The sequence below is a fragment of the Rhizobium sp. Root1204 genome (genome assembly GCF_001424965.1).
In the GTDB taxonomy this organism is placed as follows: domain Bacteria; phylum Pseudomonadota; class Alphaproteobacteria; order Rhizobiales; family Rhizobiaceae; genus Pararhizobium.
The window spans coordinates 187,923-200,925 of the sequence record NZ_LMCZ01000040.1 but is presented as its reverse complement, the minus strand read 5'-3'; the positions used below and the strand labels follow the sequence as shown (position 1 = coordinate 200,925).

12 protein-coding genes are annotated in these 13,003 nt (G+C 59.9%); 3 read left to right on the top strand and 9 right to left on the bottom strand.

Going from position 1 to position 13,003, the window contains the following annotated elements; translation table 11 throughout:
• Positions 1 to 52: 52 nt before the first annotated feature.
• A complete protein-coding gene (locus ASC96_RS25335) occupies positions 53 to 931 on the bottom strand; it encodes a DMT family transporter (RefSeq protein ID WP_060505833.1) in 879 nt (292 codons plus the stop codon).
• Positions 932 to 1,194: 263 nt separating this feature from the next.
• On the opposite strand from ASC96_RS25335, the gene ASC96_RS25330 reads away from it, so the two are divergent.
• Positions 1,195 to 1,887 carry a hypothetical protein gene (locus ASC96_RS25330; protein ID WP_060505832.1) on the top strand — a complete coding sequence of 231 codons (693 nt, stop codon included), beginning with the start codon at positions 1,195 to 1,197 and terminating at the stop codon, positions 1,885 to 1,887.
• Positions 1,888 to 1,954: 67 nt separating this feature from the next.
• Here ASC96_RS25330 and ASC96_RS25325 read toward each other — a convergent pair whose 3' ends face one another.
• Genes ASC96_RS25325 through ASC96_RS25315 form a run of 3 tightly spaced genes read right to left on the bottom strand, consistent with a single transcriptional unit; the run spans position 1,955 to position 5,137 of the window.
• A complete protein-coding gene (locus ASC96_RS25325; RefSeq protein ID WP_060505831.1) occupies positions 1,955 to 2,776 on the bottom strand; it encodes a transglutaminase family protein in 822 nt (273 codons plus the stop codon).
• A 21-nt stretch (positions 2,777 to 2,797) separates the two neighbouring features.
• Positions 2,798 to 3,736, bottom strand: a complete 939-nt coding sequence (locus tag ASC96_RS25320; protein ID WP_060505830.1) for an alpha-E domain-containing protein — start codon at positions 3,734 to 3,736, stop codon at positions 2,798 to 2,800.
• Between the two features lie 6 nt (positions 3,737 to 3,742).
• Entirely contained in the window at positions 3,743 to 5,137 is a 1,395-nt protein-coding gene (locus ASC96_RS25315; RefSeq protein ID WP_037099483.1) for a circularly permuted type 2 ATP-grasp protein, read from the bottom strand.
• Between the two features lie 357 nt (positions 5,138 to 5,494).
• Here ASC96_RS25315 and ASC96_RS25310 point away from each other — a divergent pair, with 357 nt between their 5' ends.
• Positions 5,495 to 6,385 carry a DMT family transporter gene (locus tag ASC96_RS25310; protein ID WP_060506067.1) on the top strand — a complete coding sequence of 297 codons (891 nt, stop codon included), beginning with the start codon at positions 5,495 to 5,497 and terminating at the stop codon, positions 6,383 to 6,385.
• Positions 6,386 to 6,441: 56 nt separating this feature from the next.
• Here the strand turns inward: ASC96_RS25310 and ASC96_RS25305 are convergent, their stop codons facing one another.
• Entirely contained in the window at positions 6,442 to 7,998 is a 1,557-nt protein-coding gene (locus tag ASC96_RS25305) for a DEAD/DEAH box helicase (protein ID WP_060505829.1), read from the bottom strand.
• A 299-nt stretch (positions 7,999 to 8,297) separates the two neighbouring features.
• The gene (locus ASC96_RS25300; protein ID WP_060505828.1) at positions 8,298 to 9,398 is read right to left on the bottom strand and encodes a DNA alkylation repair protein; all 1,101 of its coding nucleotides are present in this window, start codon (positions 9,396 to 9,398) and stop codon (positions 8,298 to 8,300) included.
• A gap of 231 nt (positions 9,399 to 9,629) precedes the next feature.
• Between ASC96_RS25300 and ASC96_RS25295 the strand changes: the two genes are divergently transcribed.
• Positions 9,630 to 10,076 carry a host attachment protein gene (locus ASC96_RS25295; protein ID WP_060505827.1) on the top strand — a complete coding sequence of 149 codons (447 nt, stop codon included), beginning with the start codon at positions 9,630 to 9,632 and terminating at the stop codon, positions 10,074 to 10,076.
• Between the two features lie 44 nt (positions 10,077 to 10,120).
• On the opposite strand, the gene ASC96_RS25290 is transcribed toward ASC96_RS25295, so the two are convergent.
• From ASC96_RS25290 to mnmD, 3 genes are all read right to left on the bottom strand, one after another.
• Positions 10,121 to 10,423, bottom strand: a complete 303-nt coding sequence (locus ASC96_RS25290; protein WP_060505826.1) for a hypothetical protein — start codon at positions 10,421 to 10,423, stop codon at positions 10,121 to 10,123.
• A gap of 114 nt (positions 10,424 to 10,537) precedes the next feature.
• Complete coding sequence (locus ASC96_RS25285) at positions 10,538 to 12,124, bottom strand: trimethylamine methyltransferase family protein (RefSeq protein ID WP_060505825.1); 1,587 nt, start codon at positions 12,122 to 12,124, stop codon at positions 10,538 to 10,540.
• Positions 12,125 to 12,236: 112 nt separating this feature from the next.
• The gene (gene mnmD, locus ASC96_RS25280; protein WP_060505824.1) at positions 12,237 to 12,989 is read right to left on the bottom strand and encodes a tRNA (5-methylaminomethyl-2-thiouridine)(34)-methyltransferase MnmD; all 753 of its coding nucleotides are present in this window, start codon (positions 12,987 to 12,989) and stop codon (positions 12,237 to 12,239) included.
• Between the last annotated feature and the right edge of the window lie 14 nt (positions 12,990 to 13,003).

Below are 13,003 nucleotides of genomic sequence, written 5' to 3'. Positions count from 1 at the left end.
CAATAAAAAAGGCGGGGTGCAAACCTCGCCTTTTTTGTTTGCCCGCGCCAGATTACAGGCTGATCAAAGCAGTACCGCATACTGCGATGACAGCGCCGACCCACGCAGCTTTCGGTGGTGCGACCCCGGTTCTGGCCCATACCATAGGCAGGATCACGACGGGTGTCATCGAGGACAGCGTCGAGACAATACCGACATTGCCATTTGCAAGCGCCGCCATCAGCAATGACATGCCGAGACCCGTGCCGAAGAAGGCAGATCCAAGAGCCGTGACTTGTGTTTTGGCTGTCATCGGCGAACGGTCTCTCAGCTGTGCGATCGGCAGCAGGCTGGCGAGGAGAAAGACCAGTGCCGCAAAGCCGGCGCGGACCATCATGGCGGTAAACGGTTCGACACCTGCTGCCATCGCAGGACGGGCGCATAGGCTTCCGAGAGCCTGACCTATCGCCGTAATGACCCCGAGGCCGATGCCTAGCCATGGCGTTCCAGCCGATAATGCCGCCTTCGATCCTAACGGTAGGCCGATCGCCAGTGTGATGCCCAAAAGCACGAGAAGAACGCCGGCGCTCTGCTGCAGGCTGACCGTTTCGCCAAGCACGGCATAGCCGAGCAGAAGTGCGAAAGGAGACGCAAGCGAAAACAACAGGGCGGTTGTTCGCGCGCCGGCAATGTAGATCGCTGCGAAATAGGTCGTGGTCGCAATGACAATGCCAAAGCCGCTGGATAGTGCGAGGTATCCGATCTGCCATGGCTCCAGCGAGTGCCAGCCGCCAACGGCAAGCGACGCCGTACCTGTCATCAGGAATGACGCAACCATCTGCCACCGGGCCAGCCGGAAGACATTTACGCGCCCTTTCAGCTCACCAATGAGCATGCCGCTCATGGCAATGCAGGTTGCTGCGGCGAGTGCGAGGATTTCGGAGACATACATGAATGTTGCCTGGCTATGAATGTTTGCGGGGCATGCCACAGAGCCGTATAAATCCCCAGATAAATCGTGGTCTCTTGCCAGTAAAATTTCCCGTCCGGCTGCAAATGCATCATTTCAATGCACTTCTCTAAGGTATTATCGCCTGTGATTACTTTCCATTCACGCGGCTTTTCAGAAGCCGGAATGCGGTCGGAACGAAGGCGTGCCTGAGCTGGTTGCTTCTCCATCGCCGGGCTGATCCGGTATTCGGGAAGGAGAACGTTATGAAAATTGCTATCATAAGCCTGTCTCTCGGCTTTCTCGCTGCAACGGTTGTATTTGTGCCGCCTGTTGAGGCTGAGGACAGTCACGGCAACGGTCGCGGTCTCGGTGTGAGTGTATCGATCGGCGGTGAAAATGGCATCAACGCTGACGTTGGAGCATCACTGGGCGGGCGTAATGGCGTCAATGCCGACGTCAATGCTTCAGTGGGAGGTGCCAAGGGTGTGAACGCCGATGCCAATGCCTCTGTCGGAGGACGGTCAGGGATCAACGCCGACGTCGATGCCAGCGTCGGTGGCAGCCGAGGTCTGACAGCGGATATCAGTGCAAGCGCAGGCGGAAGCAAGGGTGTCAATGCCAATGCTGGCGTCGGGCTTGGCGGATCGCGCGGCCTCAATGCAGATGTCGATGTAGGAATAGGCGGCGGGCGGGGTATCGATGTCGGTATTGGTGTTGGCAACAACGGCGGCGATGGCGGTGGCAAGACGCCGGTGAAGCCCAATCCCGGTGGTGGCGATGGCAGCAGCAATCCGGACGTTAAGCCTGCAACGCCACCTATGACGGCGTTCAACAGTTTGCCGGCAGGCGAACAGCATCGTCTCATCCGCCGCTGCCGGGATATTGCCGGCTCGTCAGATTATGATGCCAGTCTAGTCAGTCTCTGCCGACTGCTGCAGGCAAGCGCTTCGCGCTGACAATAGCAAAAAGCAAAATCCCGCCAGCTGGAATGGCGGGATTTTCCGCGGCGATCGATATCACCCTTTACTGGCTTTGCGTCTGGCTCTGGCCCTGCTGCTCCACCGTCACGGAAACCTTCAACGCTTCGCTCGACGAACCATGCACCAGGCCGGAAATCGGTGCTGCGTCGCGATAATCCAGGCCGCAAGCGATGCGAACGTAGCGGTCGTCGGGGCACATCTTGTTGGCGGCGTCGAAGCCGACCCAGCCGAGGCCGTTGAGGTGCACTTCGGCCCAGGCATGGCTTGCCGTCTGTTCAGGCTGGTCTTGCATCATCAGATACCCCGACACATAGCGGGCCGGCAGACCCAGCGTGCGGGCAGCGGCGATCATAATATGGGCGTGATCCTGACAGACGCCGCTCTTTTGCAACAGAGCCTGTTCCGCTGTGGTCTCCGTTCCGGTTTCGCCCTGCCGGTATTCGACAAGCTCGTGGATCTTTCCCATCAGGGCGTGCATTCTGGCAAGATCGGTATCGCCATCCATGGCCTTGGCAAGGTTGCGGATCGGTTTTGCCATCTTCGTCAATGGCGTTTCGCGCAGATAGAGCCAGAGTGGGGCATAGGCCTGATGCGCGCCGTAGACGCCGGCCTTGTCCTCGGTCTCCACTTCGCCGGAAGCGACAACGCGGATGAAGGTCTGGTCGCCGTTGACACTGACGAGATTGACGCGGTTGCCGAAATGGTCGTCATAGCCGACCTCCATCTTGGCGCCCTCGACGGATGTTTCCCAGCTGATCACGCTCTGGCCGGGCTGCGACAACGGTGTCAGGCGCAAGCGTTGCAGGGAATACTGTACGGGCTCGGCATAGGTATATTCGGTGGTGTGACTGATTTTCAGACGCATTGATTGCTCCCCATCCGAATCTCAGTTGAACCGGTAGCCGTTGGAGATTTCCTCTCCGAGGCGGTTGTTATGGCTGATGAAATTCTCGATATACTCGTGCAGGCCTTGATCCATCACGTCCTTGATCGAATGGTTGCGCAGCGACGACAGCGTTTCCTCCGCTGTCGCATGGGCCGCGTGGGCTTCCCCATATTCACGTGCCAGATAGCCGAGATTGCTGACGATCTTGTCATAACAATAGGCAAGCGAACGGGGCATGCGGCCATTGAGGATGAGGAAGTCGGCGATGTTGGATGGCTTGTATTCCGCCTCATAGACCCAGCCATAGGAGCGGTGCGCCGAAACCGAGCGCAGGATCGATTCCCATTGCACGTTATCGATCGACGAGCCGACCTGCGACACCGCCGGAAGCAGGACGTAGTATTTCACATCGAGAATGCGGGCTGTGTTGTCGGCCCGTTCGATGAAGGTACCGATGCGGGAGAAGTTGAAAATCTCGTTGCGCAGCATCGTTCCGTGGAACGCGCCGCGAATGAGGCCGGTCATGCGCTTGATGCCGTCGATGACTTCGGGAAGGTCGGCCGGCTTGATACGCCGGGCGAGGGTGGATTTGAGGTTGAGCCAGCATTCGTTGGTGGCTTCCCAGGTCTCCCGCGTCAGCGCGGTGCGCACCATACGGGCATTGTTGCGGCCGGTGTCGATACAAGACATGACGCTCGACGGATTGGCCTTGTCGCGCAGCAGGAAATCGATGGCGTCGGCGCTGGTCAGGTTTGGATAGAGTTCGTCGTAGATGTCGCGGACACCGGAGCTTTGCAGCACGCCGTCCCAATCGTCTTCGGTCGCCTCCGAGCGGGTCAGCGACATGCGCAGGCCGGCGTCGATCAGCCGGGCGCTGTTTTCGGCCCGTTCGATATAGCGGAACATCCAGTAGAGGCCGTTTGCGGTTCTTCCAAGCATGTGGTGTCAGTCCTCCAGAACCCAGGTATCCTTGGTGCCGCCGCCCTGGCTGGAATTCACCACCAGCGATCCGGCCTTCAAAGCCACGCGGGTGAGCCCGCCCGGAATGATCTGCACCTTGTCGGAAACGAGGACGTAAGGGCGGAGATCCACATGGCGTGGAGCGATGCCCTTATTGACGAGGATCGGCACTGTCGAAAGTGAAAGTGTCGGCTGGGCGATGTAGTTGGCTGGCCGCGCCTTGAGCTTTTCGGCAAACAGCGTGCGCTCCTTCTTCGATGCGGTTGGCCCGACCAGCATCCCATAACCGCCGGAGCCGTGGACCTCCTTGACGACAAGATCGGCGAGGTTTTCCAGCACGTATTTCAGGCTGTCGGCCTCCGAGCAGCGCCAGGTCGGAACGTTCTCGAGCAGCGCCTTGCGGCCGGTATAGAACTCGACGATCTCGGGCATGTAGGAATAGATCGCCTTGTCGTCGCAGATGCCGGTGCCCGGCGCATTGGCGATGGTGATATTGCCGGCGCGGTAGACATCCATGATGCCGGGGATGCCGAGCGCCGATTCTGGCTTGAAGGTTAGCGGATCGAGATAGTCGTCGTCGACGCGGCGGTAGAGCACGTCGATCGCCTCGTAGCCGCGTGTGGTGCGCATCTTCACCTTGCCGTCGATGACACGCAGGTCCGAGCCCTCGACCAGTTCGACACCCATCATGTCGGCAAGGAAGGCATGTTCATAATAGGCCGAGTTGTAGATGCCGGGGGTGAGGACGGCGACACGCGGCTTGCCCTCGCAGCCGGGAGGGGCAAGCGACGCCAGCGAGTGGCGCAGCAGATAAGGATAGTTCTCGACGGGGCGGACGCGGTTCTGATGGAAGAGTTCCGGGAACATCTGCATCATCGTCTCGCGGTTTTCCAGCATGTAGCTGACACCGGAGGGGGTGCGGGCATTGTCTTCCAGCACATAGAACTGGTCTTCGCCGGTGCGAACGATATCCGTGCCGACGATATGGGTATAAACGCCGCCCGGCGGGCGGAAGCCGATCATCTGCGGCAGGAAGGCGACGTTGCGCTCGATCAGTTCGCGCGGTACGCGGCCCGCCTTGATGATTTCCTGCTTGTGGTAGATGTCATCGAGAAAGGCGTTGAGGGCGATGACCCGCTGCTCGATGCCCTGAGCGAGCTTTCGCCATTCACGGCCGGAAATGATACGCGGGATCAGATCGAAGGGGATGAGCTTTTCGGAACTGTCTGCGTGCCCGTAGACCGCGAAGGTGATGCCCGTCTTGCGGAATATGTTTTCCGCCTCCCGCGATTTGGCGATCAGGCGGGCCTTGTCCTGGGCGGCGTACCAATCATTGTAAGTCGAGTAAGGCTGGCGCGGGCTGTTGTCCGCATTCATCATTTCGTCAAATGCCAACGGTGTGTCCCCTTTTTTGTCATTTGAGACCAACAACAGGGGCAATGCAAGAAGCATGCTCAAAAGAAATTCAGGCGGGGGATCGCTGCTTTTTTAGGCTAATGACGGGGCGCCTGCATCGGCCTGCCACCAGTTTCATCATGTTTTTGCATAAACGTTGCCAAGCCATTCCATTCTGGTCTCGAGATGGAAGCCGGATGCTTGTCGAGTGCCTGATTTTTGTGCGGCCAAAAGATCGCGATCCTGCCGCTGCTGAAGATAAACATCAGGAATATTGCTTTGACCATCACAGGAAGCGGCCCTATCGCAGTCGGCGACGCAAAGATTGCCTCTGGAGTTCGCATGACCCTCGACCGCTTGGCACCCGCCATATTCGTACTGCTCTGGTCGACGGGATGGGTGATGGCGAAATATGCCGACATCTATGCCGATCCGCTGACATTCTTGGTGATGCGTTACATCCTCGCCACGCTGCTGTTCGTCGGCTTCTGTCTAGTCACCGGAGCCAAGTGGCCGAAGACATGGGCGGCAGCCGGACACGCAGTCGTCTCCGGCATCTTCCTGCACGGGCTTTACCTGGGGGCTGTCTGGTGGGCGATCGGGCAGGGCGTGCCGGCCGCGATTTCCGGCATCATTGCCGGCCTGCAGCCGTTGATGACGGCGGCGGTGGCGCCGGTCCTGATTGGCGAAAATCTGTCTGGTCAGCAGAGGCTCGGTTTGACACTCGGCTTCCTCGGGATTGCGCTGGCCGTCATTCCCAAGGTTCTGGCGATCGATACCGGCATGACACCGATCCATCTGTTCCCTGTCATCGTCAATGTCATCGGCATGGCGGCTGTGACCTACGGCACGATCTACCAGAAACGCCATCTTCAGTCGGGAGACATCCGCTCGACCGCGGCGCTGCAATATGTCGGGGCGCTGATCGTCACGGTGCCTGCCGCGTTTCTGTTGGAGGACATGCGGGTCATCTGGAGCGTGCAGCTGTTTGCCGCTCTTGCCTGGGCGGTGCTTGGCCTGTCGATGGGGGCAATCGCCTTGCTGCTCTATCTTATCCGGCGTGGTCAGGTCTCGAAAGCCGCTTCGCTGATCTATCTGGTCCCACCGCTCGCAGCGTTACAAGCCTGGTTGCTGTTTGATGAAGCGCTGACATTGCCGATGATCATCGGGACGGTCATTGCGGTGGCCGGTGTTTATCTCACCAACCGCAAGCCGGCAGCGGTTCCGGCATAAAAAAAACGGCGGGTCCAGCCCGCCGTTCTTCATTTCAATTCACTATCGCGAAAAGCTTATGCCTCGTCGCGGCGCGGGGCAGCGTTGGTACGCTTGCGCTGTCCCTGGGAGCCGGCGCCGCCTTCGCGGCTCTGGCCACCGGCGGCATTGCCGCCGCCATGGTTGCGGTTGCGCCATTCGCCCTGCTTGTGGCCGGGGCGTCCATTGCGGTTGCCGCCCGGACGCTTGGCAAGAGCATTTTCATGGGCTGCCTGTGCGGCCGGACCCTGGCCCTTGCGGTGCGGCTTTTTCGGCGAGGCGTTGTCGCCAGCCAAGAGATCGTCACCGGCAAACGGGCTTGGAGCCGTGCGCTCAGCGCGATGAACGTTGTCGCTGCCACCCTGCGGGCGCGGACGGCGTTCGTTGTGGCCGTTGCCGGCCGGACGTGCGGCGTTGCGGGCACCGTTGCCACCGCGGGCACCCTTCGGGCGGGCGCGGTCGGCCGGAACTTCACCGCTGGCGACAGCAATATCGATCTTCATCAGGCGTTCGATATCGCGCAGCAGGCGGATTTCATCCGGCGAGCAGAAGGCGATGGCGATACCGTCGCGGCCGGCGCGGGCCGTACGGCCGATCCGGTGAACGTAGGCATCCGGCACTTCCGGCAGGTCATAGTTGTAGACGTGGGTGACGCCCGGAATGTCGATGCCGCGGGCCGCAACGTCGGTTGCAACGAGAACGCGGGTGTCGCCATCACGGAAGGCCTTCAAGGCGCGCTCGCGCTGGCCCTGGCTCTTGTTGCCGTGAATGGAGGCAACGGAGAAGCCGACATGTTCCAGATGCTTCATCAGCTTTTCGGCGCCATGTTTGGTGCGCGAAAAGACCATGGCGCGGCCATCGGGATTTTCGGTCAGGGTCTTCTTGAGGATTTCGGTCTTCTGGCTGGCGCCCTGAACGAAGTGCACATACTGCTCGACCTTGTCGGCAGCCTTGCCCGGAGGCGAAACTTCGACGCGCTTCGGCGTGCTCAGATATTCGGCCGCGAGATCGGCAATGGCCTTCGGCATGGTGGCCGAAAACAAGAGCGTCTGGCGGTTCTTCGGCACCAGCTTGGAAATCTTGCGCAGGTCGTGGATGAAGCCGAGGTCGAGCATCTGGTCGGCTTCGTCAAGCACGAGGTAGCGTGCCTGTGTCAGCGTCACGGCCTTGCGGGCAACCAGATCGAGAAGGCGGCCAGGGGTCGCGACAAGGATGTCGACGCCGCGGGCGAGCTGTTCGGACTGCTTGTTGATCGAGGCGCCGCCAACGACCAGACCGATCTTGATCGGGGTCTTCTTGACGAAGTCCTTCAGGTTGGCGGCGATCTGGTTCACCAGTTCGCGGGTCGGGGCGAGCACGAGCGCGCGGATGTTGCGCGGATCGGGACGCTTGCCGTCGGCCATCATCTTTTCGATCATCGGCAGGCCGAATGCGGCCGTCTTGCCGGTGCCGGTCTGGGCAAGACCGATCAGGTCATGGCCTTCCATGACAAGCGGAATGGATTCGGCCTGAATCGGTGTCGGCGTTTCGAACCCGAGGGAGGCGAGGGTCGAAAGCACGTGCTCGGAGAGGCCAAGGTCTTTGAAAGTGGTCAATGTAGTACCTTTTCGGGGCGCAAAACGAGATTTGCCGGAACTGCACCATGCGGTTCCGGTTTCGCTTCGCGTCAAGAACCCCGCGTGATTTGGGAACTTGTGGGTTGATTCTGCTGTCTGCGCTGCATACTGCCGCGTTTGGCAGGACATTCTGTGTTGCGCTTATCCTTCGTTACGGATCGTTGAGATCCCGCAGGGCTCGCTCACGCGGCGGCCGGAAGGTGACGCTGGGCCTCATGTCGTTGTTTTGCCGCGAAAAGTCAAGGGATAGTTTTTGCAGCTGCGAAGAGACCGGCGGATCACGGCATGGCCAGCTGGAAATCCCCGCCAGCGAGCACCGTGCCGTTGACGAGAATTTCCACGCGGTGGCTACCGGGATAATATTGCCGCGTGGTGATGGCGCGAATCGCATGCTGGCGTGTCATGATGACAGTTTCGCCGGGAGCGAGCACGAGGCTTTTCCACTTGAAGACTTTTGGGGCAAGGCTGCCATTGGCTTTGCGATGATGGACGGCATAGTCGATCATCACCTGTTGCGGTGCCGGCCCCTCATTGGCGATGGCGAGCTTGAAGGCGAGGGCATTGCCGAAGACCACCTGCGGGGTCTCTATCTCCATGGCCGCGCCGATGCCGGAAAGCGGCGCAAAGCCGAAATTCGACAATGCGGCCGCATGTCCCTTCTTCAAGAGCGTGCGCGAGGCATGCCGCAAAAGCTGCCGCCGCTCGGGGGAGGCCGTTTCGATATGCTCACCGACGAAGGATGCGACCAAATCAGGATGATCCTTGGCGATGTCGTTCAGGCTGTTGGCAACGGAGCGGCGCACGTAATCCTCGGGATCATCCAGCAGCGTGGAGAGGATTGGCAGGATCGGTTGCGGATCACGCATCAGCGCCGGTAGACGAATCGCCCAGGGCAGGCGGGGCCGGGTACCCTCGCTTGCCAGCCGCCGAACATGATAGTTGCTGTCGGTGGTCCATGTGCTGATTGTTGCCAGGGCGCGTTCCTGCTCCGCGAGAATAAACGGCCGGATGCCGAACTCGGCGGTAAAATGCGGGGTCAGCTGTTTCAGCAACGCCAGGGACAGATCGAAATGGCCAAGGCCGTTTTGCGCTACGAACTGGCTGACGGGCAGCAGCGCCCAGCCTGTGATACCTGAGCGGCCCGATTGCGGCAGGCTCGCCGACAGGATTGCAGCGGCTGTTTCGAAATCATCGGGCAGGGTTTCCTCAAGCGCGTCACGTATCTGCAGGGCGCGCTGCATCAATTCCAGCTGCTCCATATTCCGGCAGGCGATATCGACAAAGCGTACCCTGTCGAAACCAGTGGCGTTCGCGGCAATGTGCGTGGCCATCGTTTCGACGAGCGCCGGATGCAGAAGGTTTTTCAGTGGTTCAGCCATGCCGTGTCCGTCCTGTGATTCCTATCAACCATAATGGCTGTTCTGCCGGGAGCGTAGGACGGTTTTTGGCAGTAGGATCGATCATCGGATTTTCTGCGGAACTATCCTTTTTTCCAATGCGTTGATTCCATTGCGCGCCTCGCCATCCGGGAGGCGCGGCCGGTCTTCAGTCGCGGTGCCGCCGGTGCTGTGCCATGTGAATGCCGGGATACCACGCTCGAGGAGTGAACAATGACCACCACTTGGATTCTTGCTGCCGATGGAAATCAGGCCCGTCTTTTGAAGGGCGTGAATTTCCTCAAAGACGAACCCCAGAACCCCGAGCAGGAGATTTTTCAGATGGACACCAAGCGTGTCCAGGACATCATGGCGGACAAGCCTGGACGTAGTCATTCGTCGGTCGGACATGGCCGTTCGGCGATGGAGTACTCCAGCGATCCGGTCCGCGAGGAACAGCAGAAATTCACCGCCGACGTTGCCAGCAGGATCGACAGCTACGAACAGGAAGGTGCATTCGATCGTCTGGTCGTCTGTGCAGCGCCACAGACGCTGGGGGACCTGCGGGGCATGCTTTCCACCGCGACACGGGCAAAGACCACGGCGGAGATCAGCAAGGACTACAGCAATCTACCAACGAAAAAGCTGATCTCGTCGGTGCGCGCTGCAATGTCAAACTGATCGCAACGACAAGGGCAGGCAGCGATGCCTGCCCCTTCGGCTTTTTAGTAGCACACACGGGTTCTGTACTGATCACCCCAACGATCCTGATGCCAGACAATGTGGCAACGAGGGTAATAGCCGCCGTACACATAATATGGGCGATAGGCAGGGGCATAATAGGCCGGAGGCGCATAATAGCGGGGTTGGCTGAGCGCTCCGCCGATGATGGCACCCCCGACAATGCCGGTGGCCAGTCCCGGCCAGAAGCGATCATGCGCAGTGGCCTCAGAGGCGGTGGCAATTGTGGCGCCCGCAATTGTCAAGGCAATCAGACCGGTGGAAATTGCTGTTCTCAACGAAAGCATGGTCTTGTTCCCTATGTCCGGGCGATGGCCGCCGACCGGTCATGTCTTGCTCGAACAAGGATATTAATGCGCCGGAATGTGGCTTTGTTGCCTTAGATTTTCATTAAATTTCCGTTAGAAATCAGTCGCAACGCCGCCCTCTGCCTTGCGGCGGGCAACAAACGCGTCAAGCTCTTCCTCGATGGCCGGATCGAGTGGCGGCTTCTCGTATTCGTTGAGTTTTTCCTTGAAGACGCGGTTGGCGTGATCATAGGTCGTCGGCCGTCCGGCCTCGGTCCAGGTCTCGAAATTGCGCCAGTCCGACAGGATCGGCGAATAGAACGCCGTCTCATAGCGGGCAAGTGTATGGGCGGTGCCGAAATAGTGACCGCCGGGGCCGACGTCGCGCACGGCATCGAGACCGAGCGCATCCTCGCTGACATCAAGGGGGGTGAGAAACTCTGCCACCATCTGCAGCATGTCGACATCGAGAATGAATTTTTCGAAGGATGCGGTCAGGCCGCCCTCGCTCCAGCCGGCCGAATGCATGATGAAATTGCCACCGCCTTGCGTCAGCGCCCACAATGACAGCACCGATTCATAGGCGGCCTGCGCATCCAGTGTATTGGAGGCATTGGTATTGGAGGTGCGGTAGGGCACCTTGTAGCGGCGGGCGAGCTGTCCGCCGGCAATCACGGCCTTCATGTATTCCGGCGTGCCAAAAGCGGGTGCTCCGGTTTTCATGTCCACATTCGAGGTGAAGCCGCCATACATCACCGGAGCGCCGCGCCGGACCATCTGGGTAAACGCGATACCCGCCAGCGCCTCGGCATTTTGCTGGACCATGGCGCCTGCGATCGTCACTGGCGCCATGGCACCGGCGAGCGTGAACGGTGTGACGACGACGACCTGATTGCGAGACGACATTTCGATGATGCCTTGCAGCATCGGCCCGTCGAGCCGCAGCGGCGAGGAGGTGTTGATGATGGTGAACAGCGATGGTTCGCTTTCCATCTGCTCGGCGGAAATGCCACGCCCGATCCGGGCTATCTCAAGCGCATCGATATTGCGCTGCTGGCCAAGCGAATAGCAGTGAAACACCTTGTCGGTCAGCTTCACCATGTCGGAGAGGCAATCGAGATGGCGCACAGAGGCGTGGATATCGATCGGCTCGACCGGATAGCCACCGGTTGTGTGGATAATATCGTAGGACTGAGCGAGCTTGACGAGCTTGCGGAAGTCTTCCTGGTTGCCGGCGCGCCGTCCGCCTTCGCGGTCGGCGACGAAGGGGGCCGAGGCGATCTGAGCAAAGACAAGATTGTTGCCGCCAATCTGGACGTTTCGCGCCGGGTTCCGGGCGTGCATGGTGAAGCCTGATGGTACCGACGCCATCATGTCCATGATCAGGCCGCGATCGAAACGTACTCGATCAGTGCCGGGTGTGACATCTGCACCTGCCGCCTTCATCCGGTCGCGGGCTTCCGGCAGGATCACATCCATGCCGATTTCTTCAAGGATTGTCAGCGAAGCGTCGTGAATGGCCTCAAGCGCGTCTTCCGACAGCACGACGGATTTTGCCATCGTGTTGACGAGGTTGAGATATTTCGAGCTGCCGCCGCCCCTGCGCGAGCGATCCGCGCCGCGGCCGCCGGTTCGGCGCCGGCGTTCCACCGGAGCTTCTGGGTCGCTCGGGGTGGTCTGCGGAAATAGGTTCTCGCTCATGATTCTTCCATCGGATTGGACCGAGCGTCATGTTGCATATCCGGTGCTCGAAAGGCGCTACCATTTGCGACAGCAAACTTCCTGGAAAGAGTAGGCGGTTTTGGAGGGTTGGCTATTCCGCGACGCCGGATGTCGATTTCACGCCGCAAAGCATTTCCCGTTTGCTGCCAAAGCCCGGCCTGCGCTCGACGATAAAACCGGCCGCTTGCAGATTACGGCGGACAAAACCGGCGGCGGCATAGGTCGCGAACGTGCCTTCCTCGACAGTCTTTTCCTGGACAACGCGCATCAGCTCTTGCGACCACATATCCGGATTGCGCCGGGGCGCGAAACCGTCGAGATACCAGGCGTCGAATGGGGCAGGGAACCCAGGGATCGTGTCGAACGCCGGGCCGCAGACGACGGTCAGCCGCACATCGGTGGCAAGATCGAGATCGATACGGCCGTTTGGTGCGTCCGGCCATGCGGCACAGAGCGCTTGCCGCTCCGCATCGATCTCAGGCCAATGTGACAGCGCCCGGCCGATGTCGCCCGCCTGCATCGGAAACCGCTCGAACGAGACGAAATGCAGATTTGTCCCTTCGGCAGCGGCCGTTTTCCACTGCCGCCATGTCTCGCAACAATTGAGCCCGGTGCCGAAGCCGAGTTCGCCGATCCGGAATGTGCCGGGGCCGCGCCAGCGTCCGGGCAGGCCGTTGCCCGCAAGAAAGACATGGCCGCATTCCAGCCGCCCGTCTTCGCGGCAATAAAAGTGATCGCCAAATTCCTGCGAATAGGGCATATCGCCCGCGTGCCATTCAAGCGTTTGCCGGTCGGGAATATCGGCCTCTGGCACGATTGCAATTTCAGGGTTCTTGGTGGACATGCCGAACCGATAAT

Bases quoted from the DNA above. Each gene is read 5' to 3' on its own strand.
- ASC96_RS25335 (WP_060505833.1), bottom strand. From the start codon at position 931: ATGTATGTCTCCGAAATCCTCGCACTCGCCGCAGCAACCTGCATTGCC.
- ASC96_RS25330 (WP_060505832.1), top strand. From the start codon at position 1,195: ATGAAAATTGCTATCATAAGCCTGTCTCTCGGCTTTCTCGCTGCAACG.
- ASC96_RS25325 (WP_060505831.1), bottom strand. From the start codon at position 2,776: ATGCGTCTGAAAATCAGTCACACCACCGAATATACCTATGCCGAGCCC.
- ASC96_RS25320 (WP_060505830.1), bottom strand. From the start codon at position 3,736: ATGCTTGGAAGAACCGCAAACGGCCTCTACTGGATGTTCCGCTATATC.
- ASC96_RS25315 (WP_037099483.1), bottom strand. From the start codon at position 5,137: ATGATGAATGCGGACAACAGCCCGCGCCAGCCTTACTCGACTTACAAT.
- ASC96_RS25310 (WP_060506067.1), top strand. From the start codon at position 5,495: ATGACCCTCGACCGCTTGGCACCCGCCATATTCGTACTGCTCTGGTCG.
- ASC96_RS25300 (WP_060505828.1), bottom strand. From the start codon at position 9,398: ATGGCTGAACCACTGAAAAACCTTCTGCATCCGGCGCTCGTCGAAACG.
- ASC96_RS25295 (WP_060505827.1), top strand. From the start codon at position 9,630: ATGACCACCACTTGGATTCTTGCTGCCGATGGAAATCAGGCCCGTCTT.
- ASC96_RS25290 (WP_060505826.1), bottom strand. From the start codon at position 10,423: ATGCTTTCGTTGAGAACAGCAATTTCCACCGGTCTGATTGCCTTGACA.
- ASC96_RS25285 (WP_060505825.1), bottom strand. From the start codon at position 12,124: ATGAGCGAGAACCTATTTCCGCAGACCACCCCGAGCGACCCAGAAGCT.
- mnmD (WP_060505824.1), bottom strand. From the start codon at position 12,989: ATGTCCACCAAGAACCCTGAAATTGCAATCGTGCCAGAGGCCGATATT.